The following is a 25,749-nucleotide window of genomic DNA, read 5'->3' as shown; positions in this document are numbered from 1 at the left end:
CCACGTGGGAGGCACCGGATCGCGGCTGCGCGCCACGCGCTGCGGATGGGGGCTGCAGTGCCTGCTGTCGTTGCTGCTGGCCGCCTGCCAGGCCGCGCCGGATGCACCGCCGGCCCATGCGCGCGCTGCGGCCGCCACCACTGCGCCATCGGCGCCGGCACAGGTACCGATCCCGCGCCTGGTCAGCAGCGACGGCCGTCATGCGCTGCTGGTCGACGGCGCGCCATTCCTGATCCTCGGCGCGCAGGTCAACAACTCCAGCAACTATCCTGCGGCGCTGGCGCAGGTGTGGCCGGCGATCCGCGCGCTGGGGCCGAACACCGTGCAGGTGCCGATCGCCTGGGAACAGGTGGAGCCGGAAGAGGGCCGTTTCGATTTCTCCTTCGTCGACACGCTGCTGGCGCAGGCGCGCACGCAGCGGGTGCGCCTGGTGCTGCTGTGGTTCGGCACCTGGAAGAACAACGGCCCTAACTACGCGCCGCACTGGGTCAAGACCGACGATGCGCGTTTTCCGCGCGTGGTCACGCGCGACGGGCGTCGTCTTGGCTCGCTGTCGCCGCTGGCGGCGGCCACGCTGGAGGCCGACCGCAAGGCCTTCGTCGCTTTCATGCGGCACCTGCGTCAGGTCGATCCGCAGCGCACGGTGATCATGGTGCAGGCGGAGAACGAGCCGGGCACCTACGGTAGCGCGCGCGACTTCTCGCCGATGGCGCAGCGCGTGTTCGACGGCCCGGTGCCGCCGGACCTGCTGCAGCGGCTCGGCAAGCCGCCGGGCAGCTGGGCGCAGGTGTTCGGTGCCGATGCCGACGAGATCTTCCACGCCTGGCACATCGCCCGCTTCATCGACCGCGTCGCCGAGGCCGGCAAGGCCGCATATCCCTTGCCGATCTACGTCAACGCGGCATTGCGCGGCCCATTCAATCCCGGCCAGCCCGGGCAATACGCCAGCGGGGGTCCCACCGACAACGTGCTGGACGTGTGGAAGGCGGCGGCGCCGCACATCGATCTGCTGGCGCCGGACATCTACATGCCGGAGTACCCGCTGTACACCACGGTGCTGCAGCGCTATGCGCGGGTGGACAATGCGCTGTTCGTCGCCGAGACCGGCAACCGCCAGGAGTACGCGCGTTATCTGTATCCGGCGCTGGGCCACGACGGCATCGGCTGGTCGACCTTCGGCATCGACTACAGCGGCTACTCCAACTATCCGCTCGGTGCCAAACGCGTGGATGCGCAGGCGCTGGCGCCGTTCGCGCTGGGCTACCGTGCGGTGGGCATGGGCATGCGCGTCTTCGCCAAGGCTGCGGCCGTGGGCAAGTTGCACGGAACCGCCGAGGCGCCGGGCCAGGCGGTGCAGGAACTGCCGCTCAACGCGCGCTGGAGTGCCACCATCACCTACGGCGTGCCGCAGTTCTGGTTCCAGGGCACGCCGCCCGGCAATCCCACGCCGATCGGCGCGGCGCTGATCGCCGAACTCGGGCCTGACACCTTCCTGATCACCGCCCAACACGCGCGGGTGACCCTGCATCCGGCCAGCGCGGCGACCGCGAACATGCTCTACGACCGGGTCGAGGAGGGCGTGTACGACGGTGAGCAGTGGCAGTTCCGGCGCAACTGGAACGGCGACCAGACCGATTACGGGCTCAACTTCTCCGACGTGCCGCAGTTGCTGCGCGTCACGCTGGCGACCTACTGACGACGCGGCGGCGCCCGTGGCGCCGTGCTGCGTGACCATCCAAGGGAGTGAACATGCACAACGCGAACCGTCACCTGCCGCCATCGTTGCCATGCCTGTTGCTGCTGTCGCTATCGCTTGTCACCGCGTCCGCCGCTGCGCAGCAGGTGACCCGCGAGGCCGACGGCGTCACCGTGCATCCCAGCGCCAAGGGCGCGGCGCCGGTGCGCCTGCAGGTGATCGACCGCGGCATCGTCCGGGTCAGCGCCGATCCGACCGGCGCGTTCCAGCGCACGCCCAGCCTGATGCGGGTGCCGGTGCAGGGCGACACCGGCTTTACGCTGGAGCAACACGGCGAGACGGTGCAACTCAAGACCGCCAGGCTGAGCGCGCAGGTATCCACCGTCGACGGCCATGTCGGCTTCGCCGATGCGCAGGGCGCGCCCTTGCTGGCGGAAGTGGCGGGCGGGCGCAGCTTCGCGCCGCTGCAGGTCGAAGGGCGCGACTACCTGAGCGTGCGCCAGCGCTTCGTCTCGCCGCGCGACGAGGCCTTCTACGGGTTCGGACAGCACCAGCAGGGCTGGATGAACCAGAAGGGCCACGACATTGAGCTGCTGCAGAGCAATCTCGACATGGCGGTGCCGTTCCTGGTCTCCAGCCGCAACTACGGCATCCTCTGGGACAACAATGCGATCACCCGCTTCGGCGATCCGCGCGGGCTGCAGCCGCTGCCAGCGTCGCTGCGCCTGTACGACGCGCAAGGCAAGCCCGGCGCGCTCACCGCGCACTACGCGATCGACGGCACGCCGGTGCTGGAGCGCCGCGAGCCCGATATCGACTACCAGTACATCAAGGACCTGGCGAGGTTTCCCGCCGCGGCCAAGCCCGGCGACAAGCGCCGCGTCCAGGTGCGCTGGGAAGGCCAGATCGAGGCCGAGCGCGGCGGTACGCACACTTTCTCGCTGTATGCCAGCGAATACGCCCGGCTATGGGTCGACGGCAAGCTGCTCGTCGACCGCTGGCGGCAGAATTGGAACCCCTGGCACCACGAGTTCGCGTTGCAGCTGCAGCCCGGCCAGCGGCATACCCTGAAGGTCGAGTGGGACCTGATCGACCCCAGCTACATCGCGCTGCTGCATCGCGACCCGCTCCCGGCGGCCGAGGCCGGCGACCTGTCGCTGTGGTCCGAAGCGGGGCAGATGATCGACTACTACGTCGTCGCTGGCGCCAACGCCGACCAGGTCATCGCCGGCTACCGGCAACTGACCGGCAAGGCGGTGTTGCTGCCGAAGTGGGCCTACGGCTTCTGGCAGAGCCGCGAGCGCTACAAGACCCAGGACGAATTGCTCGGTGCGCTGGCCGAGTACCGCCGGCGCCAGCTGCCGATCGACAACATCGTGCTCGACTGGTCGTACTGGCCGGAGAACGCCTGGGGCTCGCACGACTTCGACCGCAGCCGTTTCCCCGATCCGGACGGCATGGTCAAAACGGTGCACGCCAGCCATGCGCAGCTGATGATCTCGGTCTGGCCGAAGTTCTACCCGAGCACGGACCACTACAAGGAACTGGACGCGGCCGGGCACATCTACCGGCGCAACGTCGCCGTGGGCGAACTGGACTGGATCGGCAAGGGCTACACCAACGCCTTCTACGACCCGTACGCGGCCGACGCACAGGCGATCTACTGGCGGCAGATCGACGAAAAGCTCAACCGCAAGGGCATCGACGCCTGGTGGCTGGACGCCGACGAACCCGACGTGCACTCGAACCTGGATATCGCCGAGCGCAAGGCGCGCACCACGCCGACCGCGCTGGGGCCGTCCACCGAGTTCTTCAATTCCTATCCGTTGCCGCACACCCACGGCGTCTACGCCGGCGATCGCGCCGCCGATGGCAAGCGCGTGTTCATCCTGTCGCGCAAGGGCTACGCCGGCATCCAGCGCAACGCCGTGGCGGTGTGGAGCGGCGACATCGCCTCGCGCTGGGAGGACATGCGCGAGCAGATCTCCGCCGGCGTCAACGTGTCGATGTCGGGCCTGCCGAACTGGACCTTCGACATCGGCGGCTTCGCCGTGGAGAAGCGCTACGAACGCCAGGATCCGGCGCATCTGCCCGAGTGGCGCGAGCTCAACACGCGCTGGTTCCAGTTCGGCGCCTTCGTGCCGCTGTTCCGCTCGCACGGCCAGTTCCCGTACCGCGAGATCTGGAACATCGCGCCGGAAGGCACGCCGTACTACGCCAGCATGGCCTACTACAGCCGCCTGCGCTACGCGCTGCTGCCCTACATCTACACGCTCGCCGGCGACACCTACCACCACGACGGGGTGATGATGCGCGGCCTGCCGATGGACTTCCCGCACGACCCCAAGGTTGCCGACATCGACGACGAGTACCTGTTCGGACCGGCGTTCCTGGTGGCGCCGGTGACGCGCTTCGGCGCAACCTCGCGCAAGGTCTACCTGCCGGCGGGCACCGACTGGATCGACTTCAATAGCGGCACGCGCCACGCCGGCGGCCAGACCATCGACGCCGCCGCGCCGCTGCAGCGCATGCCGCTGTTCGTGCGCGCCGGCGCCATCGTGCCGATGACCTCCGTGCAGCAGTACGTCGACCAGATCCCGGATGCGCCGCTGACCGTGGTGGTCTACACCGGCGCCGACGGCCGCTTCTCGCTGTACGAGGACGATGGCACCGGCTATGGCTACGAGAAGGGCGAGTTCAGTCGCATCCCGCTGCAGTGGGACCAGGCCAGCGGCGTGCTGCGTATCGGCGCGCGCGAGGGCCGCTGGCCGGGCATGCAGGCACGGCGCAGCATCCATGTGCGCTTCGTCGATGGTCCGCGCGCGGATGCCGGTGCGCTCGAACCCAAGGCCGACGCGAGCGTGGAGTACAGCGGCCAGCCCCTGGAAGTGTCGCGCAGCGGCACCGGCCATGCCACCGCGGCGCAGGCCGGATGAGCCTGGGGCGACACACGAGGGATTGCCAAGGCCGATTGCCGCATGCCGGCAGTCGTGGCGTACGGCGTGGATCGCGATGCAGCGAAGCGCATGCTCCAACGCAAGGGCGTCGTCCTGGCGATGGCAAGGAAATAGCCGCGGCGCGTTCTAGCCCCTCTCCCCTCGGGAGAGGGGTTGGGGTGAGGGTACGGAGCGAAGCCCTGGTGCCAACAACCAGCGCAAGTCGTTACCTGACGCTGGCTACGCCCGTACCCTCATCCGCCCCTGCGGGGCACCTTCTCCCGGTGGGAGAAGGGAGGCGTGTTCGCACACGCAGATATGATCGCGACGACGGCAAAGCACTAGCCGCGGCACGCTTTAGCCCCTCTCCCCTCGGGAGAGGGGTTGGGGTGAGGGTACGGAGCGAAGCCCTGGTGCCAACAACCAGCGCAAGTCGTTACCTGACGCTGGCTACGCCCGTACCCTCATCCGCCCCTGCGGGGCACCTTCTCCCGGTGGAAGAAGGGAGACGCGTCCCGTCGTCTCCTAGACCTGACTGCATCCCAACCCCATCCGCCGCGATCTTGCAGTGCAGCACGCATCGCGCTGGCCTGACGCGATGGTGGCCGGCATCATGCGCGACGGAACCACAGGCGCCTCGCGCACTACACTCTGCCCCTGGCGCGCCATCCGCGTGCGCCGACCTTTCTTCTGGAGCGACGATGGAATTGGCGGTGCGCAAGACCTGGCGGGTGCGGCAATGAGTCTGTACATCGGCCTGGACGTGGGGACGCAGAGCGTCAAGCTGCTCGCCTACGATGCCGACAGCAGGCAGGTGGTGGCCACGCACGGCCACGCGCTGGAACTGATCAGCCGCGACGACGGCACCCGCGAGCAGCAGGCGCAGTGGTGGATCGACGGCATCGTCGCCTGCTTCGCCGCGCTGAGCGCGGAACAGCGGGCGCAGGTGCGGGCCATCGGGGTGTCCGGACAGCAGCACGGCTTCGTGCCGCTGGATGCGCAGGGCCAGGTCACCGCGCCGGTGAAGCTGTGGTGCGACACCAGCACCCAGCGCGAGTGCGAGGAGATCATGGACGCGGTCGGCGGCGCGCAGCGCTGCGTGGAACTGGCCGGCAACCCGATCCTGGCCGGCTACACCGCCTCCAAGCTGCCGTGGACGCGCAAGCATCGCCCCGACGCCTACGCGGCGATGACCTCGGTACTGCTGCCGCACGACTACATCAATTTCTGGCTCACCGGCGAGCGCTATGCCGAGGTCGGCGACGCCTCCGGCAGCGGCTGGCTGGACGTGCGCACGCGGCAGTGGTCGGAGCCACTCCTGCAGGCCATCGATCCGCAGCGCGACCTGGCCGCGGCGCTGCCGCCGCTGGTGCCGACCGAGACCAGTTTCGTCCTGTCTGCCGCCGCGGCGCAGACGCTGGGCCTGCCGCGCGAGGTGCGGGTGGCCACCGGCGGCGGCGACAACATGATGGCGGCGATCGGCACCGGCAATGTGGTGCCCGGACGCCTGAGCATGAGCCTGGGCACCTCGGGCACGCTGTTCGCCTATGCCGAGCGCCCGGTGGTGGACCCCGACGCGCGCTGGGCCGCGTTCTGCTCCTCCAGCGGCGGCTGGCTGCCGCTGATCTGCACCATGAACTGCACCGTCGCCACCGAGACCATCGCGCGCCTGTTCGGCATCAAGACCGGGCAGGGCGAGGCCTTGCTCGCCGCCACCGAGCCCGGTGCCGACGGACTGGTGCTGCTGCCGTTCTTCAACGGCGAACGCACCCCGAACCTGCCGGCCGCGCGCGGTTGCCTGACCGGCATGGATCTGCACAACAGCACGCCGGCGCATTTCTATCGCGCGGCGATGGAGGGCGCCAGCTACAGCCTGCGCAATGGCTTCGACGCCTTCGTCGATGCCGGGCTGCACTTCGATGCGATCTCTCTGACCGGCGGCGGCAGCAACAGCGCCGGCTGGCGCCAGCTCATCGCCGACCTGTTCGGGCTGCCGGTGCACGTGCCGGCGCAGGCGGAGGGCGCGGCGTTCGGCGCCGCGCTGCAGGCGCTGTGGGCCGACGGCTGGGCGCAGGGCGACCGCGCCAGCCTGGCCGAGGTGGTGCTGCAGCACCAGCAGGACGACGCCTCGCGTTCCGCGCAGCCGGATGCGCAGCGCGGCGCGCAGTATCAAGCGCACTACCAGACCTTCCAGCGGCATCTGCAGGCCATCGGCCCGCTGTACGCCGCGTGATTTCCCTTCCCCCGCAACGCACCAGGACTTCGTGATGAGCACTTCCGTCTACACCGGCGCCAAGGCGTACTTCCCGGGCATCGGCCGCATCCCGTTCGAAGGCAAGGCTTCGGACAACCCGCTGGCGTTCAAGGTCTACGACGCCGACAAGAAGATCGGCGACAAGACAATGGCCGAGCACCTGCGCTTCGCCGTGGCCTACTGGCACAGCTTCTGCGGCAACGGCGCCGATCCGTTCGGCCCGGGCACGCGCGCCTATCCCTGGGATGCCGGCAGCGATGCGCTGGGCCGGGCCGAGGCCAAGGCCGATGCGGCATTCGAGTTCTTCACCAAGCTCGGTGTGCCGTACTACTGCTTCCACGACGTCGACCTGGCGCCGGACGCCGAGGACGTGGGCCAGTATGAAAAAAACCTCAAGCACATGGTCGGTATCGCCAGGCAGCGCCAGGCCGAGACCGGGGTCAAGCTGCTGTGGGGCACCGCCAACCTGTTCTCGCACCCGCGCTATATGAACGGTGCGGCGACCAACCCGGACTTCGACGTGGTCGCGCGTGCGGCGGTGCAGGTCAAGGCCGCGCTGGAGGCGACCGTGGAGCTGGGCGGCGAGAACTACGTCTTCTGGGGCGGCCGCGAAGGCTACGCCTGCCTGCACAACACGCAGATGCGGCGCGAGCAGGAGCACCTGGCGCGGTTCCTGACCCTGGCACGCGACTACGGGCGCAGCATCGGCTTCAAGGGCAATTTCCTGATCGAGCCCAAGCCGATGGAGCCGATGAAGCACCAGTACGACTTCGACAGCGCCACCGTGGTCGGCTTCCTGCGCCAGTACGGCCTGGACAAGGACTTCAAGCTCAACATCGAGGCCAACCACGCCACGCTGTCCGGGCACAGCTTCGAGCACGACCTGCAGGTGGCCAGCGACGCCGGCCTGCTCGGCAGCATCGACGCCAACCGCGGCAATCCGCAGAACGGTTGGGACACCGACCAGTTCCCGGTCGACCTGTACGACACGGTAGGGGCGATGCTGGTGGTGCTGCGGCAGGGCGGGCTGGCCCCGGGCGGGCTCAACTTCGACGCCAAGGTGCGCCGCGAGTCGTCCGATCCGCAGGACCTGTTCATCGCCCACATCGGCGGCATGGACGCGTTCGCGCGCGGCCTGGAAGTCGCCCATGCGCTGCTGACCGCCTCGCCGCTGGAACAGTGGCGCCGCGAGCGCTACGCCAGCTTCGACAGTGGCGCCGGCGCGGCCTTCGCCGCCGGCAAGAGCACGCTGGCGGAGCTGGCCGCGCACGCCGCGCAGGCCGCGCAGGCCGGCGAGCCGACCCAGCGCAGCGGTCGCCAGGAAGCCTACGAAAACCTGATCAACCAGTACCTGCTGCGCTGAACCGGTGCGCGGCGGCGGCCCGGTGCCGCCGTCGCGCATGCTGCTTCCGCGCGCCGGCCGTCTTCCTCTTGCACGCCACCAGGTGAATCCATGTCCAGTGTTCCGATCGATCGCCACGCCGACGCCGGCGAGAACACCCGTCTCATCATCCTGATCAGCTGCGTCGCCACCATCGGCGGCTTCCTGTTCGGCTTCGACAGCGGCGTCATCAACGGCACCGTCGACGGCCTCAAGGCGGCCTTCCAGTCCAGTTCCGCCGGCACCGGCTTCGAGGTCGCCTCGATGTTGCTGGGCTGTGCGGTCGGCGCGTTCCTGGCCGGCTCGCTGGCCGACCGCTGGGGCCGACGTACGGTGCTGATCGTGTCGGCGGCGCTGTTCCTGGTGTCGGCGCTGGGCGCCGGCGCGGCGCACAACTCGGCGGTGTTCGTGCTGGCGCGGATGATGGGCGGTTTCGCGGTGGGCGCGGCCAGTGTGATGTCGCCGGCCTACATCGCCGAGGTCGCCTCGGCGCGCTACCGCGGGCGCCTGGCCACGGTGCAGCAGATCGCCATCATCGGCGGCCTGTTCTGCGCCTTCCTCAGCAATTACCTGTTGGCCAAGGCCGCCGGCGCGTCCACCGAGGCACTGTGGCTGGGCCAGCCGGCCTGGCGCTGGATGTTCTGGATGCAGGCGCTGCCGTCGGCGACGTTCCTGCTGCTGTTGCTGGCGATTCCGGAAAGCCCGCGCTTCCTGGTGGTGAAGGGCCGCCGCGAGCAGGCGCTGGCGGTGCTGACCCGTCTGTACGGTGCTGCCGCCGCGCAGACCAAGCTGATCGAGATCTCCGGGTCGCTGTCGGCCGATCAGCACAAGCCGCGCCTGTCGGACCTGGTCAGCAAGGTCACCGGCAAGGTCCGCCCGATCGTGTGGATCGGCATCGGCCTGGCCACGTTCCAGCAACTGGTCGGCATCAACGTGGTGTTCTACTACGGCGCGGTGCTGTGGCAGGCGGTGGGCTTCTCCGAGAGCGATGCGCTGTTGATCAACGTGCTGTCCGGCGCACTGAGCATCGGCGCCTGCCTGGTCACGGTGGTGCTGATCGACCGGATCGGGCGCAAGCCGCTGCTGTGGATCGGCTCGGCCGGGATGGCGGTGTCGCTGGCGCTGGTCACCATCGCCTTCGCCAGCGCCTCGCTGGATGCGGCGGGCAAGCTGGCGCTGTCGCCGGGCATGGGCCGGCTGGCGCTGATCGCCGCCAACGTCTACGTGGTCTTCTTCAACATGTCCTGGGGCCCGGTGATGTGGGTGATGCTGGGCGAGATGTTCCCCAACCAGATCCGCGGCTCCGGCCTGGCGGTGGCCGGCGCGGCGCAGTGGATGTCCAACTTCGCCATCACCGTGACCTTCCCGGTCCTGCTCGGCAGCATCGGCCTGGCCGGCGCCTACGGCATCTACACCGTGGCCGCGTTCCTGTCGGTGTTCTTCGTGCTGCGCTACGTGTACGAGACCAAGGGCAAGGAACTGGAGCAGATGCAGGGCTGAGGCGAGGCCGCGGCGCGTTGCGGGCGCCGCTGCCGGCTCAGTGCGTCTGCAGGTAGTGGCTGAAGGCATTGCCGAAGCGGCGAGGGCGCCGCGCGCTCCGTACCCTCACCCCAACCCCTCTCCCGGTGGGAGAGGGGCTTTGGTTTCTGCCTTCTCCCCTCGGGACCATGGCCCCCTTCTCGGGGGAAGGTGCTCCGCAGGGCGGATGAGGGTACGGGCAAGTCGCGCGAGCAGGTCTACGCGACCCAGCCGGACACGGCAGCCCACACCGGCCCGACGAAAGGGCCTGCACCGCTAACGGCTGAGGTGGGCCATGAGCGCTCCTCTCGGTGCGGGCTGGGTATGTTATTTTATAACAATTGTAAGCTTGGCTTCCTTACCTTTCCCTCGCCCCTTGCCGCTCCAGTCGATCCGATGAATCTGCAGACACCCTTGCCGTTGCCCGATGTCGCCGCCGACGAACCTTCGGAGATCGCCGCTCCCCTGAATTGGGTCGGCATGGACGGCATCGCGCTGCCGATCTGCCTGGAGACGGGCGAGGGCGGAAATGCGACGGCAGTGCCGGCGCAGGCCGCGCTCGCCGTCGACCTGCCGTCGGCCCAGGTCAAGGGCATCCATATGTCGCGGCTGTACCGCCTGCTCGACGAAGCCGCGGAGCAGCCGCTGTCGCCGTCGCGGCTGTCGCAGTTGCTGCGGGCGATGGTGCACAGCCATGCCGACTGCGCCTCCACCGCGGCACGGGTGTCGCTGCGCCTGGAACTGCTGCGGCGCCGTCCGGCGCTGCGCAGCCCGGGGCTGGCGGGGTGGAGGGCGTATCCGCTGCGGATCGACGCCGAACTGCGCGGCGGCGTGGTTCGCCTGGGACTGGGCGTGGAGCTGCTGTATTCCTCGACCTGCCCCTGTTCGGCGGCGCTGGCACGGCAACTGCTCAGCGAGGCCTTCGTGCAGCAGCACCTGGACCAGGCCTCGCTGTCGCGCGAAGCGGTCGCGGACTGGCTGCTCCGGCACGGCAGTCATGCCACTCCGCACAGCCAGCGCAGCGTGGCCTCGGTGCGGGTGGGCGTGTCGGCGCGCGCGGTGCGCTTCGATGCCGAGGCCCTGATCGCGCTAGCCGAGCAGGCCCTGGCCACGCCGGTGCAGGCGGCGGTGCGCCGCGCCGACGAACAGGCGTTCGCACGCCGCAACGGCGAGAACCTGATGTACGTGGAGGACGCCGCGCGGCGCCTGCAGCAGGCGCTGGGCGCGCGCTATGCCGAGGTGCAGGTGCAGGTGCGGCATCTGGAGAGCCTGCATGCGCACGATGCGGTGGCGGAGACTGCGTCGCCGCCGGTCGCCATCGCAGCCGGGCAGCCTGCGCACTGATTCGGCGCGGACCAGCCGGGCGGCGGCCTGGCCGTGGCCTGCATGCGGATCTGCGTCGACCCGATCGCGCCCAGCGCTTGAGTCAGCGCGAGGGCCTCGGGTTCTTCGAAACGCTGACCGACGTGCGCAGCCGCCTGGGGCGATGGCGCTTGGCGTCCGGCCTCCCAGGATGCGGCGTTGCCGGCCACCGCCGGTCCCCGAAACGCAAAAAACCCCGCCAGGGCGGGGTTTTTGCTGTGTCGCGCTGCAGGCGAGGCGAGGATGGCGCTCCCTAGGGGACTCGAACCCCTGTTTTAGCCTTGAGAGGGCCACGTCCTAACCACTAGACGAAGGGAGCGTTTGGTCGCGTCGATTGCAGCGCGCTAGTATATGGGTCTCGCCGCCCTTCGGCAATCCCGCAACCCGATACGGAAGCGCCATCATCAATCCGCCAGTTCCATCGTCATTCACCCTGCGCGCGATCCCGCGCGATCAGCACCCCATCTCGCGCAAGGACATCAGCCCCAACGCCCTGCGCGTGCTGTACCGGCTGCGCGAGGCCGGCTTCGGCGCGTACCTGGTCGGCGGCGCAGTCCGCGACCTGCTGGTCCAGGTGCAGCCCAAGGACTTTGACGTCGCCACCGACGCGACCCCCGAGCAGGTCAAGCAGTTGTTCCGCAACTGCCGCCTGATCGGCCGCCGCTTCCGCCTGGCGCACGTGGTCTACGGCCGCGAGATCATCGAGGTCGCCACGTTCCGCGCCAACGTCGACGACGGCAGCGGCGACCGCGAGGTGGATAACGGCCGCCTGGTCCGCGACAACGTCTACGGCAGCATCGAGGACGACGCGGTACGCCGCGACTTCACCTGCAACGCCCTGTACTACGCGATCGAGGACTTCTCGGTGCGCGACTACACCGGCGGCTTCGAGGACGTGCAGGCGCGGCTGATGAAGCTGATCGGCGATCCCGAGCAGCGCTACCGCGAGGACCCGGTGCGCATGCTGCGCGCGGTGCGCCTGGCGGCCAAGCTCGACTTCGAGATCGAGGCCGGCACCGCCGAGCCGATCCCGCGCCTGGCCGGGCTGCTGGCCGAGGCCGCGCCGGCACGGCTGTTCGAGGAAGTGCTCAAGCTGTTCCTGTCCGGCCACGGCGTGGCCAGCTTCGAGGGCCTGGAGCGGCACGGCCTGCTCGCCGCGCTGTTCCCGGAGAGTGCGGCGGCGCTGCGTTCCAACCGCAGCGGCGCGCTGCGGCGGATGCTGATCGAAGGCCTGCGCAACACCGATGCCCGCGTCGCCAACGACGAGCCGGTGTCGCCGGCGTTCCTGTTCGCCCTGTTGCTGTGGCCGGCCTACTGCCGCGCGCTGATGACCCTGCAGAAGCAGGGCATGCAGATGGAGGAGGCGCAGCGCCGCGCCGCCGACCGGGTGACCCTGCACCAGCTGAGCACCGTGGCGCTGCCGCGGCGCTTCTCGCTGCCGATGCAGGAGATCTGGCTGCTGCAGTCGCGCTTCACCTCGCGCCAGAAGAAGCGGGTGGTGCGCACGCTGTCGCATCCGCGCTTCCGCGCCGCGTTCGACTTCCTGATCGTGCGCCAGTCGGCCTCCGACGAGCATGCGGCCGACATCGCCTACTGGCGCGAACTGCAGCAGCAGCCCGGCTATGCGCCGCCGCCGCGCGGCTTCGATCCGGACGTGGACTACGCCGGTGACGAGCTGGCGTTCGCGCCGCCTGCCGACAGCGAAGAGACCCCCAAGCGCCGCCGGCGCCGGCGTCGCCGTCCGGACGCCACCGCGCCCCTCGAGTGAGCGCCGTTGTGGAGACGCCGGTCCAGGCCTGCATCGGCCTGGGCGGCAACCTCGGCGATGCCGCGGCGACCCTGCGCGCGGCCCTGGCCGCGCTCGATACCTTGCCGCAGACCCGCCTGCTGCGCGCCTCGCAGCTGTACCGCAGCCCGGCCTGGGGCCGCGAGGACCAGCCGGACTTCATCAACGCCGCGGCGCTGGTGGCCACCACGCTGCCGGCGCCGGCCTTGCTGCAGTCGCTGCTGGACCTGGAAAGCCGCCACGGCCGCCAGCGCCTGCCCGGCGAACGCTGGGGCCCGCGCACCCTGGACCTGGACCTGCTGCTGTACGCCGAGGCGGTGATCGACCTGCCCGGGCTGCAGGTGCCGCATCCGTTCCTGCACGAGCGTGCCTTCGTGCTGCTGCCGCTGGCCGAGATCGCCGCCGAGGCAATCGTTCCGGGGCATGGAACGGTGCGTGACGTCCGCGACCGCATCGAAACCGGCGGGATCGTGCCAATCGGTAGATAATGCTCGGCTCATTACCGCAGCACATGAGCTTATGAGCAGCCACGCCGACAGCAAGCCCTGGACCGTTCCCGCCCTGGCCGAGGCCAAGCGCCGCCAGCAGAAGCTGGTGATGCTGACCGCCTACGACGCCGGCTTCGCGCGTGCGTTCGACGCCAATGGCGTGGACCTGATCCTGATCGGCGATTCGCTGGGCATGGTGGTGCAGGGCCACGACTCGACCCTGCCGGTGACCGTGGACGACATCGTCTACCACACCGCCGCGGTGGCGCGGGTGCTGCAACGCGCGCTGCTGGTGGCCGACCTGCCGTTCCAGTCCGATGCCACGCCCGAGCGCGCGCTGGATGCGTCGACCCGGCTGCTGCAGGCCGGTGCGGAGATGGTCAAGCTGGAGGGCGCCGGGCACAAGCTGGACGTGATCCGTTTCCTCAGCGAACGCGACATCCCGGTGTGCTCGCACCTGGGCCTGACCCCGCAGTCGGTGCTGACTTTCGGCGGCTACAAGATCCAGGGGCGCGAAGAGGCGGCCGCGGCCAAGCTGCTCGCCGACGCCAAGGCGGTCGCCGCGGCCGGCGCCGCGCTGCTGGTGCTGGAATGCGTGCCGTCGCCGCTGGCCGCGCGGATCACCGCCGAGATCGGGATCCCCACCATCGGCATCGGCGCCGGCCCCGATTGCGACGGCCAGGTGCTGGTGATGCACGATTTCCTCGGTCTGGACAGCGGCCACCGCCGTCCGCGCTTCGTCAAGGATTTCCTGGCCGAAGGCGGTTCCATCGCCGGGGCGGTGAGCGCCTACGCCGACGCGGTGCGCGCCGGTACCTTCCCCGACGCCGAACACGCCTACGCCAAATGATCGAGACCATCACCGACCTGGCCCGGCTGCGCGCCACCGTTTCCGGCTGGAAGCGGCAGGGCCTGCGCGTGGCCTTCGTGCCGACCATGGGCAACCTGCATGCCGGACATTTCTCGCTGGTGATGCTGGCGCGGCAATACGCCGACCGCGTGGTGTCCAGCGTGTTCGTCAACCCGACCCAGTTCGGTCCGAACGAGGATTTCACCCGCTATCCGCGCACGCCCGAGGCCGACACCAGCGGCCTGGAAGGCGCCGGCTGCGACGTGCTGTGGCTGCCGACGGTGGAGAGCATGTATCCGCTGGGCGTGGAGCTGGCGTTGCGCATGCACACCCCGGGCGTCAGCGAGGTGCTGGAAGGCGCCTGCCGGCCCGGCCATTTCGATGGCGTGTGCACCGTGGTCGCGCGCCTGTTCAACCAGGTGCAGCCGGACCTGGCCGCGTTCGGCAAGAAGGACTACCAGCAGCTGGCGGTGATCCGGCAGATGGTCGCCGACCTGGCGTTCCCGATCGAGATCCTCGGCGGTGGCATCGTGCGTGAGGCCGACGGCCTGGCGATGAGTTCGCGCAACCAGTACCTGTCGGCCGAGGAGCGGCCGCGTGCCACGCACATCCACCGCACCCTGCTGGCGATGCGCGAGGCCCACCTGGCCGGGCGCCCGCGCGCGGAGGTGGAGGCGGCGGCGACCGCGCAGCTGCAGGCGGCCGGCTTCGAGGTCGACTACAGCGTGCTGCGCGCGCCCGACCTGAGCGAGCCGCAGGACGGCCGCGGTCCGCGCGTGGCGCTGATCGCCGCGCGCCTGGGCCGCACCCGGCTGATCGACAACCTGGAATTCTGAGCAAGGCAGGCCTAGGGTCGTTGTCGCAGGAGCGGCTTCAGCCGCGACAGGCTTTCCCGCGGGGGCGGTCGCGGCTGAAGCCGCTCCTACGATGGTTTGAGGCCGCGCCTCACCACCGCCAGCTAACCCCTCGGCTGCTAAACTGCGCGTCTTTCCTGACCGCAGTCCCGTGCCATGCAACTGAGCCTGTTGAAGACCAAGATCCACCGCGCCACCGTCACCCATTCCGAGCTGAACTACGAGGGCTCGATCGCCATCGACGGGCTGCTGCTGGACGCGACCGGCATCCGCGAGTTCGAGCAGGTGCACATCTGGGACGTGACCAATGGTGCGCGGTTCAGCACCTACGCGATCCGCGCCGACGAGGGCAGCGGCATCATTTCGCTCAACGGCGGCGCCGCGCGCCACGTGCAGGTCGGCGACCTGATCATCATCGCCGCCTTCGCCGGCATGAGCGAAGAGGAAGCCGCGCGCTTCCAGCCGACCCTGGTCTACGTGGACGGCAAGAACAAGATCACCCACACCAACCACAGCATCCCAAAGCAGGCCGCATGACACAGTCCACCGGTTTCGACGCACTGCATTCCCACGCCCAGCGCCTGCGCGGGGCGCGCCTTCCCGACCTGCTGGCGGCCGAACCCGGCCGTGCCGAGACGTTGGCGCTGCAGGTCGGACCGCTGTACTTCAATTTCGCGCGGCAGAAGTACGACCGCGCCGCGCTCGACGCGTTGCTGGCGCTGGCCGCCGAGCACGACCTGGCCGGTGCCTTCCAGCGCCTGTTCCGCGGCGAGACGGTCAATGTCACCGAGGGCCGCGCCGCGTTGCACACCGCGCTGCGCGGCGACCTCACCGGCGCGCCGGTGGCCAGCCAGGCCCACGCCAGCGCGCGCGAGGTGCAGCAGCGCATGCGCGGGCTGATCGATGCATTGGCGCAGACCGAGGTCACCGACATCGTCAGCGTCGGCATCGGCGGCTCCGATCTGGGCCCGCGCCTGGTCGCCGATGCGCTGCGTCCGGCCACCGGCGCGCGCTTCCGCGTGCACTTCGTCTCCAACGTGGACGGCGCGGCGATGCAGCGCACCCTGGCCACGCTGGACCCGGCGCGCACCGCCGGCGTGCTGATCTCCAAGACCTTCGGCACCCAGGAAACCCTGCTCAACGGCCAGATCCTGCGCGACTGGCTGGGCGGCAGCGAGCGCCTGTACGCGGTCAGCGCCAATCCCGAACGCGCCGCCAAGGCCTTCGACATCGCCGCCGGCCGCGTGCTGCCGATGTGGGACTGGGTCGGCGGCCGCTACTCGCTGTGGTCGGCGGTGGGCTTCCCGATCGCGCTGGCGATCGGCGCCGACGCCTTCGAACAGTTGCTGGATGGCGCCGCGCAGTTCGACGCGCACGCCCTGAACGCGCCGCTGGAGCGCAACGTGGCTGTGCTGCACGGCCTGACCACGCTGTGGAACCGCAACCTGCTCGGCTACGCGACGCAGGCGGTGATGACCTACGACCAGCGCCTGGCGCTGCTGCCGGCCTACCTGCAGCAGTTGGTGATGGAAAGCCTGGGCAAGCGCGTGCGGCTGGACGGCAGCCCGGTCGAGGCCGATACCGTGCCGGTGTGGTGGGGCGGCGCCGGCACCGACGTGCAGCACAGTTTCTTCCAGGCGCTGCACCAGGGCACCAGCATCGTGCCGGCCGACTTCATCGGCTGCATCCGCAACGACGACCCGTACACCGTCAACCACCAGGCGCTGCTGGCCAACCTGCTGGCGCAGACCGAGGCGCTGGCGAACGGGCAGGGCAGCGACGATCCGGCCCGCGACTACCCGGGCGGCCGCCCGAGCACGCTGATCCTGCTCGACGCGCTGACCCCGCAGGCGCTGGGCGCGCTGATCGCCATGTACGAGCACAGCGTGTATGTGCAGTCGGTGGTCTGGGGCATCAACGCCTTCGACCAGTTCGGCGTCGAACTGGGCAAGCAACTGGCCAGCCAGCTGCTGCCGGCGCTGCAGGGCCAGTCCACCGAGGTTGCCGATCCGGTCACGCGCGCGGTGCTGGCGCGGTTGCAGGGCTGAGCGAGAACGCATCCGATCGCGCGAGCCAAGGGCTCGCGCGATCCTTCGGGCGCCGTGCGGCGTTCTATGCGTCGTCCAGGCGCAACCCGACCGGGTCGCCGGTGAGATAGCCCACCGCCGCGCCGTAGCGGTCCTTGTAGTTGGCGCGGATCAACGGATCCAGCTGCGCCTTGACCTTGTCGTGCAGCGGGCTTTCCCAGTCGCCGGGATGCTGGAAGTTGCTCATCACGTAGGTCCAGCCGTGGATCTCGTCGACCGCGTGCAGGCCGGTGGATTCGGCGCCGGCCGGCACCGACAGCAGGCGCGACAGCTTGCCGGTGTCGACGTTGTAGGCCCACAGGAAGTTGTTCACGTGCATGGCGCTGTCCTCGCCGATGAACAGTGTGCGCAAGCGTTCCGAGAACTTGATGTTGTCCGGATTGGCGATGCGCTCCGGGTCGGCCAGATTGCCCAGTGCATCGGCTGCGGGCAGATCGCGACCGACCAGCGCGGGCGGGGCACTCATGGACACCGGCACCCACTCGCTGCGGATCGGCTGGCCGAGATGGTCGCGCTGGCCGCCGCGCAGCGGCAGCGCATAGATCGCGCCGGCGGTCGGGCCTTCCACGCGGATGTCGCCGGAACCGTCGAGCATGCTGCCCTGGATGTAGGACATCGCCGAGTAGACGATGCGGTCGCGGGTGTCGACCGTGGTGCCTTCCATCTTGGTGAAACCCAGGCTGCCGCCGACCAGCGCGGCGTAGCGGTGGGTTTCCAGGAAGGCGGCGGCCTGTTCCATGCCCGGGCGCAGCCGCACCCAGTTGAAGCCGCCGCTGTAGGGAATGCGGGTGTAGCTGGGGTCGCCCGGATCGCGCGTGGCCACGTCCATGATGTCGTCGATGCGCAGCACGTCGGCCATCGCTTCGATCTCGTCGCTGCAGGCGCTGCCCAGGCGGATCCAGTCCAGCGTGGCCGCGCCGGGGCCGCTGGCCGAGCGCTGTCGCCACTTCGCCACGTACAGGGTGCCGCTGGACAGGTCGCAGTCGCGGTCGGCAACGAACAGGAACAGGCCGCCGTTGCTGGCATCGTCGCCCATCAGCACGGTGCGCCGGTCCGGCATCACCTGCACCAATTCGTGCGAGATGCGGCCCAGACAGTAGTGCTTGCGGATGCTGCCGCTGCCGTCGGCGTGCACGGTCACTTCGGGCAGGTGCCCGTAGTGATACGGGTTGGCGCGCGTGGGATCGCCGTAGAGGTGTTCGCTGAAGCGCTGGAATTGGGTGTTGCCGGCGATGCTGGCGGCATCGGGTTCGTATTCTTCGCTGGACAGGTGCGTGTTCCAGGGCGAAAGGCTGGCGCCACAGGTGGTCCACAGGCCGTGGACCGCCGAGGTGTCGACGTTGTGGTACTTGACCAGGCGCAGGTGGCCGGTGCGCGGGTCCTGGTCCAGGGTCAGCACCGCGATCGGCGCCGGCAGCTGGCGATAGGTGCCGTTGCCGGCGAGATCGCGCGTGGTGTATTCGAACTGCACCACCGCGAACACCGTGTTGCCGCGCACGCCGGGCACCTGCGCATGCGGCAGGGTCAGCAGCGACGAGCCATCGGGACAGTCCGAGAAGAACGGGCGTTCGCTGCCGGGGATCGAGCGATCCAGGATCGGCCGGTTGTGGATGTCGTAGTAGCCGCCGGCCAGCACGGTGCCGCCCTTACCGTCGGGGACCTGGTCGCCGGTCATGAAGAACGGCCGGTAGGCCAGGGCGAAGCGTTGGCGACTGCCGTCGTGCAGGATCACCTCGACATGCGAGCGCACGCTGGTGGTGGCCATCGCCGCCGGCTCGGCCAGCGACGGAGCCGCCATGCCGTCGAAGCTGACCGCGCGCACGCGCGGCCGTGGCGGGCGGCCTGGCCGCGGCGCGGGCAGGGGCGGCAGACGCGCGGCCGCAGGATCGCTCGCCAACGCGGCGGCGGAAAGACTGCCCAGCGGCAGCAGGGAGGTGCCGGCCAGCAGGCGCAACGCTCGGCGGCGACCGGAATCGGGGAGATGCGACATCGGGGGACTCTCCAGAAAGGCGGGATACCGGTCACTCCCCTCTGTGCCGGCGCGGTCCAACCTAGGTGCGCTTGGTGACATTTGTTTGAAACCTGCGAACGCACGCGCCGTCGGCAGACGCGTCGAACACGGCTGCGCCTTGCGCAGTGCGCGCTCCACTCGATATTGCGATGCAGCAAACGCCGTCGCGGCGGATGGCACCGGGGAGCGCGGTCAATGACCCGGATGCGGCCCCGCACAAGCGAAGCCGGTATTCCATCGCTATAGCGTCAACCGATATCCCGGCGGCATCGGGGCATACCTCGCGGCGCGGTTGACAGGCTTGGGGCGATTCGGGAAGCGTAGGCGCCGGCCGCACTCGGCGTGTGCGGTCCGGCCGCGACATGGCATGCGTTCGCCGTTCCTGGGAGGGAGTCTCTTGCATACACAGCCTGTTGGCGCGACCGCGCCGCTTCGCACTGCGCTGGCCGTGGCCGCTGCGCTTGGCCTGCTGGCCCTGGTCGCGGCGGTTCCGGGCCGCTCGGTTCCCGCCACGGCGGTCCCGGCCCCTGTGCCGCCGCCGATCCACCCGGAACTGTGGCCGTCGCCGGCCTGGCCGCTGAAGGAGGATCCGGCGCTGGAGGCGCGCATCACCAAGCTGATGGCGCAGATGTCGGTGGAGCAGAAGGTCGGGCAGACCGTGCAGGGCGACATCGGCAGCATGACCCCGGACGACGTGCGCCGCTATCACATCGGCTCGGTGCTGGCCGGCGGTAATTCCGATCCCGGCGGCAAGTACGACGCCAGCCCGGCGCAATGGCTGGCGCTGGCCGATGCCTACTACGCGGCGTCCATGCAGAAAGATGGTGCCGGCCCGGCGATTCCGATCATCTTCGGCATCGACGCGGTGCACGGGCAGAGCAACATCGTCGGCGCCACGCTGTTCCCGCACAACATCGGCCTGGGCGCGACGCGCGACCCGGAATTGATGCGCAAGATCGGCGAGATCACCGCCGCCGAGACCCGCACCACCGGCATGGAGTGGACCTTCGCCCCGACCGTGGCGGTGCCGCAGGACGACCGCTGGGGCCGCACCTACGAGGGCTATTCCGAGTCGCCCGAGGTGGTGGCCAGCTACGCCGGCAAGATGGTCGAGGGCCTGCAGGGCGTGCCCGGCACGCCCGGTTTCCTCGACGGCACGCACGTGATTTCCTCGGTCAAGCACTTCCTCGGCGACGGCGGCACCACCGACGGCAAGGACCAGGGCGACACCCGGATCAGCGAACAGCAGCTGCGCGACATCCACGGCGCCGGCTATCCGCCGGCGATCGCGGCCGGCGCGCAGTCGGTGATGGCCTCGTTCAACAGCTTCAACGGGGTCAAGATGCACGGCCACAAGGCCATGCTGACCGACGTGCTGAAGGGGCAGATGCATTTCGGCGGCTTCGTGGTCGGCGACTGGAACGGCCACGGCCAGGTGCCCGGTTGCCGCAACGACGACTGCCCGGCCGCGTTCAACGCCGGCGTGGACATGCTGATGGCGCCGGACAGTTGGAAGGGCGTCTATGAGAACGCGCTGAAGGCGGTGAAGTCGGGCGAGATCCCGATGGCGCGGCTGGACGATGCGGTGCGGCGCATCCTGCGGGTGAAGCTGCGCCTGGGCCTGTTCGAGGCCGGCAAACCGTCGCAGCGCCCGCTCGGCGGCAAGTTCGCATTGCTCGGCGCGCCCGAGCACCGTGCGGTGGCGCGGCAGGCGGTGCGCGAATCGCTGGTGCTGCTGAAGAACCAGCAGCAGGTGTTGCCGCTGAAACCGCAGATCAAGCTGCTGGTCGCCGGCGATGGCGCCAACGACATGGGCAAGCAGGCCGGCGGCTGGACCCTGAACTGGCAGGGCACCGGTACCAAGCGCGCCGACTATCCCAACGGCACCACCATCTGGGAAGGCTTGCAGCAACAGGTCACTGCCGCCGGCGGCAGCGCCGAACTGGCGGTGGACGGCAAGTTCACGACCAAGCCGGACGCGGCGGTGGTGGTGTTCGGCGAGAATCCCTACGCCGAGTTCCAGGGGGACATCGCCACGCTGCTGTACAAGCCCGGCGACGACAGCGACCTGGAGTTGATCAAGTCGCTGAAGGCGCAGGGCATTCCGGTGGTGGCGGTGTTCCTGAGCGGGCGGCCGCTGTGGGTGAACCGCGAGATCAACGCCGCCGATGCCTTCGTCGCGGCCTGGTTGCCAGGCTCGGAAGGCGCCGGCATCGCCGATGTGCTGCTGCGCAAGCCCGACGGCAGCGTGCAATACGATTTCCACGGCAAGCTGAGCTTCTCCTGGCCGCGCACCGCGATGCAGTTCGCCAACAACGTCGGGCAGAAGAACTACAACCCGCAGTTCGCCTTCGGCTACGGCCTCACCTACGAGGACAAGGGCGATCTGAACCGCCTGTCCGAGGTGTCGGGCGTCTCCGGCGCGCAGGCGGTGGGCGGGGTGTACCTGGATCGCGGCAAGCCGGCGACGGGCATCAACCTGATCCTGTTCGGCGGCGCCCAGGCCAACCTGCCGGCGACGACCTTTCCGGCGGCGCTGTCCGACGGGTCGCTCAAGGTCACCGCGATCGACTACAAGGCGCAGGAGGATGCGCGCCGCTTGGTCTGGTCCGGTACCGGCAAGTCGGGGCTGGCGCTGGTGTTGCCCAAGCCGCTGGACGTCTCGCGCGAGAGCAACGGCGACCTGCAATTGATCCTGACCCTGAAGGTGGATGCGGCCCCCAGCGCCGCCACCCGCATCGGCGTGGCCTGCGGCCATGACTGCGGCGCGCGCCTGGACCTCGGCAAGGCGCTGGCCGCGTTGCCCAAGGGCGAGTGGCGCACCCTCGGCGTGCCGCTGAAGTGCTTCGCGGTGGCCGGCGCCGACGTGACCCGGCTCGAGCGCCTGCCGCTGATCGAGAGCGACGGCGCGCTGGATCTCTCGCTGTCGCGGATCGCGCTGGGCAGCAGCAACGACGCGCAGCGCGTGGTCGACTGCCCGCTGCGCTGAGTGGCGGTGCAGGCGGCCACCGCGCCGCCATGGCAAATACGAACGGCGCCGCCCGGGTGGGCGGCGTCATGGACAACGATGCGAACCGGGCTGCGGCCCGCAGGAGAAGGCAGTGGGTCTGGCGACGTTGGATGTGGCGATCGTGGTGGTGTATCTGGCGGGCATCTTCATGCTCGCGCAATGGGTCTCGCGGGAGAAGGCCGGGCACCGCAAGAGTGCCGAGGACTACTTCCTGGCCAGCAAGACCCTGCCGTGGTGGGCGATCGGCGCCTCGTTGATCGCGGCGAACATCTCCGCCGAGCAGATCATCGGCATGGCCGGCTCCGGCTACGCGATCGGCCTGGCGATCGCCTCCTACGAATGGATGGCGGCGCTGACGTTGCTGATCGTCGGCAAGTTCTTCCTGCCGATCTTCCTGCGCAACGGCATCTACACCATGCCGCAGTTCCTGGAGCAGCGCTACGGCAAGTGGATCCGCACGCTGATGGCGGTGTTCTGGCTGCTGCTGTACGTGTTCGTCAACCTGACCTCGATCCTGTGGCTCGGCTCGATCGCGGTGAGCCAGGTCACCGGCATGGACCAGACGCTGGCGCTGGCGCTGATCGGCGTGTTCGCGCTGGTCTACCAGTTGTACGGCGGCTTGAAGGCGGTGGCGCTGACCGACATCGTGCAGGTCACCCTGCTGGTGCTCGGCGGCCTGCTGGTCGCCGGCCTGACCCTGTCGCGGATCGGCGACGGTGCCGGCGTGCTCGCCGGCTTCCGGCACCTGTGGAACGCGCACCCCGAGCATTTCCACATGATCCTGTCCAAGGACAACCCGTTCTACAAGGATCTGCCGGGCCTGAGCGTGCTGATCGGCGGCTTGTGGGTGATGAACATCAGCTACTGGGGCTTCAACCAGTACATCATCCAGCGCGCGCTGGCGGCCAAGAACATCGGCGAGGCGCAGAAGGGCATGGTGTTCGCCGCGTTCCTGAAGCTGCTGATGCCGGTGGTGGTGGTGGTGCCGGGCATCGCCGCGGTGGTGCTGGCGCCGGACCTGGCCAAGCCCGACCAGGCCTATCCGACGATGATGCAACTGCTGCCCAGCGGCATCCTCGGCCTGGTGTTCGCCGCGCTGGTGGCGGCGATCGTGGCTTCGCTGGCGTCCAAGATCAATTCGGTGGCGACCATCTTCACCCTGGACTTCTACGCCAAGTTCCGCCCGCAGGCCGACCAGCCGCAGCTGGTGCGGGTCGGCCGCGTGGCCGCGGTGGCCTCGGTGCTGATCGGCATCCTCACCGCGCGGCCGCTGCTGGGCAATTTCGACCAGGGCTTCCAGTTCATCCAGGAATTCACCGGCTTCTTCACCCCGGGCGTGGTGGTGATCTTCATGCTCGGCCTGTTCTGGAAGCGCGCCAACGAGGCCGGCGCGCTGACCGCGGCGATCGGCTCGGTGCTGCTGTCGTTCGCGCTGAAGAAGCTGTGGCCGGAACTGCCGTTCATGGACCGCATCGGCCTGGTGTTCGTGCTGTCGCTGGTGGCGGCGGTGCTGGTGTCGCTGCTGACCCCGCAGGCGCCGGCGCGCGACCTGATCCGTACCGACGACGTGCGCTACGGCACCACGCTGGGCTTCAAGCTCGGCGCCGCGGCGGTGATCGCGATCCTAGTGGCGTTGTACGCGGTGTTCTGGTGAGCCACGGGCGGGCCGTGGCGCGGCGCGCTCAGGCGTCGCCGCCCTGCCACGGCTCGGCCAGCCAGGCGTCGAGCGCGTCGGCCGGCATCGGCCGCGCGATCCAGTAGCCCTGGCCTTCGTCGCAGCCCCAGTCGCGCAGCATCCGGTACACGGTTTCGCTCTCGATGCCCTCGGCCACCACCTGCTGGCCGAAGTCGTGGCCGAGATGGATCATCGACGGCACCAGCATGCCGTCGCTGCGGCTGCCGGGCAGGGCGCGGATGAACGACTGGTCGATCTTCAGCGCGCTGGCCGGGATGTTCTTGAGATAGCCAAGGTTGCTGTAGCCGGTGCCGAAGTCGTCGATGGCGATCTTCACCCCGAGCGCGCTGATCTGCTGCAATTGCTCGGCCACCCGTTGCGGGTCGCGGATCATCGCGCTCTCGGTGAACTCGATCTCCAGCGCGCCGGGCGCCAGCGCATGCTGCTGCAGCAGCGCCTGCAGCCGGGCGATGAAGTCGGCCTGTTCCAGGTCCACCGCCGACACGTTCAGCGACACACTGAAGGTATAGCCACGCTGTTGCCACAGCGCCGCCTGGGCGATGCCGGTGCGCAGCACCCAGGCGGTGATCCGGCTCATCAGCGCGGTCTTTTCCGCCAAGGGAATGAAGTCGTTCGGCGCCACCGTGCCCAGCAACGGATGCTGCCAGCGCAGCAGCGCTTCCACGCCCACGCATGCGCCACTACGCAGGCTCACCCGCGGCTGGTAATACAGGCTCAGCTGGTTCCGTGCCTCCAGCGCCTCGGGCAAGGCGGCCAGGATCCGGAAGGCATTGCGCTGGCTGGCGTCGTGGCTGCGCTCGTACAGGCTCCAGCGCTGCCCGCGCTGGCGCGCCATGTCCACCGCGGTGGTCAGCGAGCGCACCGTGTGGTTGGCGCTGAGCGCCCCGTCCAGGCGCACTGCGCCCAGCGAAGGGCTGGCCGCATGCGGAATGCCCTGGTGGTCGATCGCCGCGGCGAAGGCGTCGCAGACGTGTTCGCACCAGTACTCAAGATGCGCCGTGTCGCTGCCTTCCATGATGAACACGAAGGTGGTGGTGTCGATGCGGTACAGCGGCAGGCTACCCAGCGCCTGGCGCAGGCGATCGCGCGCGGCCAGCAGGTAGCCCTCGGCGTACTCCCAGCCCAGCGCCTTGACCATGTCGCGGAAATAGTCGATGCCGCACACGTCGATCGCCACCGCCGTGTCGTGCTGGTCGGCGGTCTGCAGCGACAGCCACATGGTCAGGTCGTCGTTGAAGCGGCTGCGATTGGGCAGGCCGGTCAACGCATCGACGAAGCCGCTGTTGCGCAGCGTGTCGATGCGGACCATCAGCAGGTCGCGCAGGTCCTGCAGGGTGCGGCGCGCGACCTCGTCGAACTCGTGGCGCGGCTCGCTGTCGATCACGCACAGCGTGCCGAGGCTGGCGCCGTCGGCCATCAGCAGCGGCGCACCGGCGTAGAAGCGGATGAACGGCGGGCCGGTGACCAGCGGATTGTCGCGGAAGCGCGGATCCTGGCGCGCATCGGGCACGAACATCAGTTCCGGGCTGTGGATCGCATGCGCGCAGAACGCTTGGCTGCGTGGCGTCTGCGCAGCCTCCAGGCCGACCCGGGACTTGAACCACTGGCGCTGTTCGTCGATCAGCGAGACCAGTGCGATCGGCACCCGCAGGTAGCGGGACGCCAGCTGCGTGACCAGATCGAAGACATGGTCGGCGGGCGTGTCCAGCAGGCACAGCTGGCGCAGGGCGCTGAGCCGTTGCGGCTCGTCCAGCAAGGCGGGTGGGGGTGATTTCAACATACCGAATTAGCGGCCCGGCACCAGGGGACTTGAGCGCCGG

General features: G+C 69.3%; 16 protein-coding genes and 1 tRNA gene. 14 read left to right on the top strand and 3 right to left on the bottom strand.

Annotated features, from left to right (window positions below):
- Positions 1-4: 4 nt before the first annotated feature.
- From QN245_RS11540 to folE2, 6 genes are all read left to right on the top strand, one after another.
- Positions 5-1,696, top strand: coding sequence for a DUF5597 domain-containing protein (locus QN245_RS11540; protein WP_317843228.1), 1,692 nt, complete (start codon positions 5-7; stop codon positions 1,694-1,696).
- A gap of 53 nt (positions 1,697-1,749) precedes the next feature.
- A complete protein-coding gene (locus QN245_RS11535; RefSeq protein WP_317843227.1) occupies positions 1,750-4,632 on the top strand; it encodes a TIM-barrel domain-containing protein in 2,883 nt (960 codons plus the stop codon).
- 739 nt (positions 4,633-5,371) lie between these two features.
- Positions 5,372-6,865 (top strand): xylulokinase, encoded by a 1,494-nt coding sequence (gene xylB / locus QN245_RS11530; RefSeq protein WP_317843226.1) that lies wholly within the window; start codon positions 5,372-5,374, stop codon positions 6,863-6,865.
- 34 nt (positions 6,866-6,899) lie between these two features.
- Positions 6,900-8,249, top strand: a complete 1,350-nt coding sequence (gene xylA, locus QN245_RS11525) for a xylose isomerase (protein WP_317843225.1) — start codon at positions 6,900-6,902, stop codon at positions 8,247-8,249.
- Positions 8,250-8,339: 90 nt separating this feature from the next.
- On the top strand, positions 8,340-9,767 hold the full coding sequence (locus tag QN245_RS11520; RefSeq protein ID WP_317843224.1) for a sugar porter family MFS transporter: 1,428 nt from the start codon (positions 8,340-8,342) through the stop codon (positions 9,765-9,767).
- Between the two features lie 414 nt (positions 9,768-10,181).
- Entirely contained in the window at positions 10,182-11,129 is a 948-nt protein-coding gene (gene folE2 / locus QN245_RS11515; RefSeq protein ID WP_184448050.1) for a GTP cyclohydrolase FolE2, read from the top strand.
- Positions 11,130-11,391: 262 nt separating this feature from the next.
- Here folE2 and QN245_RS11510 read toward each other — a convergent pair.
- Positions 11,392-11,466 (bottom strand) — tRNA-Glu (locus tag QN245_RS11510).
- A gap of 30 nt (positions 11,467-11,496) precedes the next feature.
- On the opposite strand from QN245_RS11510, the gene pcnB reads away from it, so the two are divergent.
- The 6 genes from pcnB to pgi all read left to right on the top strand — a co-directional run bounded on the left by pcnB (position 11,497) and on the right by pgi (position 17,173).
- Entirely contained in the window at positions 11,497-12,915 is a 1,419-nt protein-coding gene (gene pcnB / locus QN245_RS11505; protein ID WP_317845356.1) for a polynucleotide adenylyltransferase PcnB, read from the top strand.
- Positions 12,912-13,421 carry a 2-amino-4-hydroxy-6-hydroxymethyldihydropteridine diphosphokinase gene (gene folK / locus QN245_RS11500; protein ID WP_425612863.1) on the top strand — a complete coding sequence of 170 codons (510 nt, stop codon included), beginning with the start codon at positions 12,912-12,914 and terminating at the stop codon, positions 13,419-13,421. Before pcnB ends, folK begins: the two co-directional genes overlap by 4 nt.
- 31 nt (positions 13,422-13,452) lie before the next feature.
- A complete protein-coding gene (panB, locus tag QN245_RS11495) occupies positions 13,453-14,271 on the top strand; it encodes a 3-methyl-2-oxobutanoate hydroxymethyltransferase (protein WP_317843223.1) in 819 nt (272 codons plus the stop codon).
- Positions 14,268-15,107, top strand: a complete 840-nt coding sequence (gene panC, locus QN245_RS11490) for a pantoate--beta-alanine ligase (RefSeq protein ID WP_160968955.1) — start codon at positions 14,268-14,270, stop codon at positions 15,105-15,107. Before panB ends, panC begins: the two co-directional genes overlap by 4 nt.
- A 174-nt stretch (positions 15,108-15,281) precedes the next feature.
- Positions 15,282-15,662 (top strand): aspartate 1-decarboxylase, encoded by a 381-nt coding sequence (gene panD, locus QN245_RS11485; protein WP_160968957.1) that lies wholly within the window; start codon positions 15,282-15,284, stop codon positions 15,660-15,662.
- The gene (gene pgi / locus QN245_RS11480) at positions 15,659-17,173 is read left to right on the top strand and encodes a glucose-6-phosphate isomerase (protein ID WP_317843222.1); all 1,515 of its coding nucleotides are present in this window, start codon (positions 15,659-15,661) and stop codon (positions 17,171-17,173) included. The genes panD and pgi overlap by 4 nt, the downstream gene beginning before the upstream one ends.
- 64 nt (positions 17,174-17,237) lie before the next feature.
- Here pgi and QN245_RS11475 read toward each other — a convergent pair whose 3' ends face one another.
- Complete coding sequence (locus QN245_RS11475) at positions 17,238-19,202, bottom strand: PhoX family protein (protein ID WP_317843221.1); 1,965 nt, start codon at positions 19,200-19,202, stop codon at positions 17,238-17,240.
- Between the two features lie 418 nt (positions 19,203-19,620).
- Between QN245_RS11475 and QN245_RS11470 the strand changes: the two genes are divergently transcribed.
- Together QN245_RS11470 and QN245_RS11465 are read left to right on the top strand one after the other, a co-directional pair.
- Positions 19,621-22,212: a glycoside hydrolase family 3 protein gene (locus QN245_RS11470; RefSeq protein ID WP_425612860.1), complete on the top strand. Its 2,592-nt coding sequence runs from the start codon at positions 19,621-19,623 to the stop codon at positions 22,210-22,212.
- Between the two features lie 112 nt (positions 22,213-22,324).
- Positions 22,325-23,887: a sodium/sugar symporter gene (locus QN245_RS11465; protein ID WP_160968975.1), complete on the top strand. Its 1,563-nt coding sequence runs from the start codon at positions 22,325-22,327 to the stop codon at positions 23,885-23,887.
- A 28-nt stretch (positions 23,888-23,915) separates the two neighbouring features.
- Here the strand turns inward: QN245_RS11465 and QN245_RS11460 are convergent, their stop codons facing one another.
- Positions 23,916-25,709, bottom strand: a complete 1,794-nt coding sequence (locus tag QN245_RS11460) for a putative bifunctional diguanylate cyclase/phosphodiesterase (protein ID WP_317843219.1) — start codon at positions 25,707-25,709, stop codon at positions 23,916-23,918.
- Positions 25,710-25,749: the final 40 nt, after the last annotated feature.

It is taken from the genome of Xanthomonas rydalmerensis, assembly GCF_033170385.1.
Taxonomy (GTDB): Bacteria; Pseudomonadota; Gammaproteobacteria; order Xanthomonadales; family Xanthomonadaceae; genus Xanthomonas_A; species Xanthomonas_A rydalmerensis.
The sequence above is the reverse complement of the archived record's forward strand: the minus strand, read 5'-3'. Positions and strand labels throughout refer to the sequence as shown.

Bases quoted from the DNA above. Each gene is read 5' to 3' on its own strand.
- QN245_RS11535 (WP_317843227.1), top strand. From the start codon at position 1,750: ATGCACAACGCGAACCGTCACCTGCCGCCATCGTTGCCATGCCTGTTG.
- xylB (WP_317843226.1), top strand. From the start codon at position 5,372: ATGAGTCTGTACATCGGCCTGGACGTGGGGACGCAGAGCGTCAAGCTG.
- xylA (WP_317843225.1), top strand. From the start codon at position 6,900: ATGAGCACTTCCGTCTACACCGGCGCCAAGGCGTACTTCCCGGGCATC.
- QN245_RS11520 (WP_317843224.1), top strand. From the start codon at position 8,340: ATGTCCAGTGTTCCGATCGATCGCCACGCCGACGCCGGCGAGAACACC.
- folE2 (WP_184448050.1), top strand. From the start codon at position 10,182: ATGAATCTGCAGACACCCTTGCCGTTGCCCGATGTCGCCGCCGACGAA.
- panB (WP_317843223.1), top strand. From the start codon at position 13,453: ATGAGCAGCCACGCCGACAGCAAGCCCTGGACCGTTCCCGCCCTGGCC.
- panC (WP_160968955.1), top strand. From the start codon at position 14,268: ATGATCGAGACCATCACCGACCTGGCCCGGCTGCGCGCCACCGTTTCC.
- panD (WP_160968957.1), top strand. From the start codon at position 15,282: ATGCAACTGAGCCTGTTGAAGACCAAGATCCACCGCGCCACCGTCACC.
- pgi (WP_317843222.1), top strand. From the start codon at position 15,659: ATGACACAGTCCACCGGTTTCGACGCACTGCATTCCCACGCCCAGCGC.
- QN245_RS11475 (WP_317843221.1), bottom strand. From the start codon at position 19,202: ATGTCGCATCTCCCCGATTCCGGTCGCCGCCGAGCGTTGCGCCTGCTG.
- QN245_RS11460 (WP_317843219.1), bottom strand. From the start codon at position 25,709: ATGTTGAAATCACCCCCACCCGCCTTGCTGGACGAGCCGCAACGGCTC.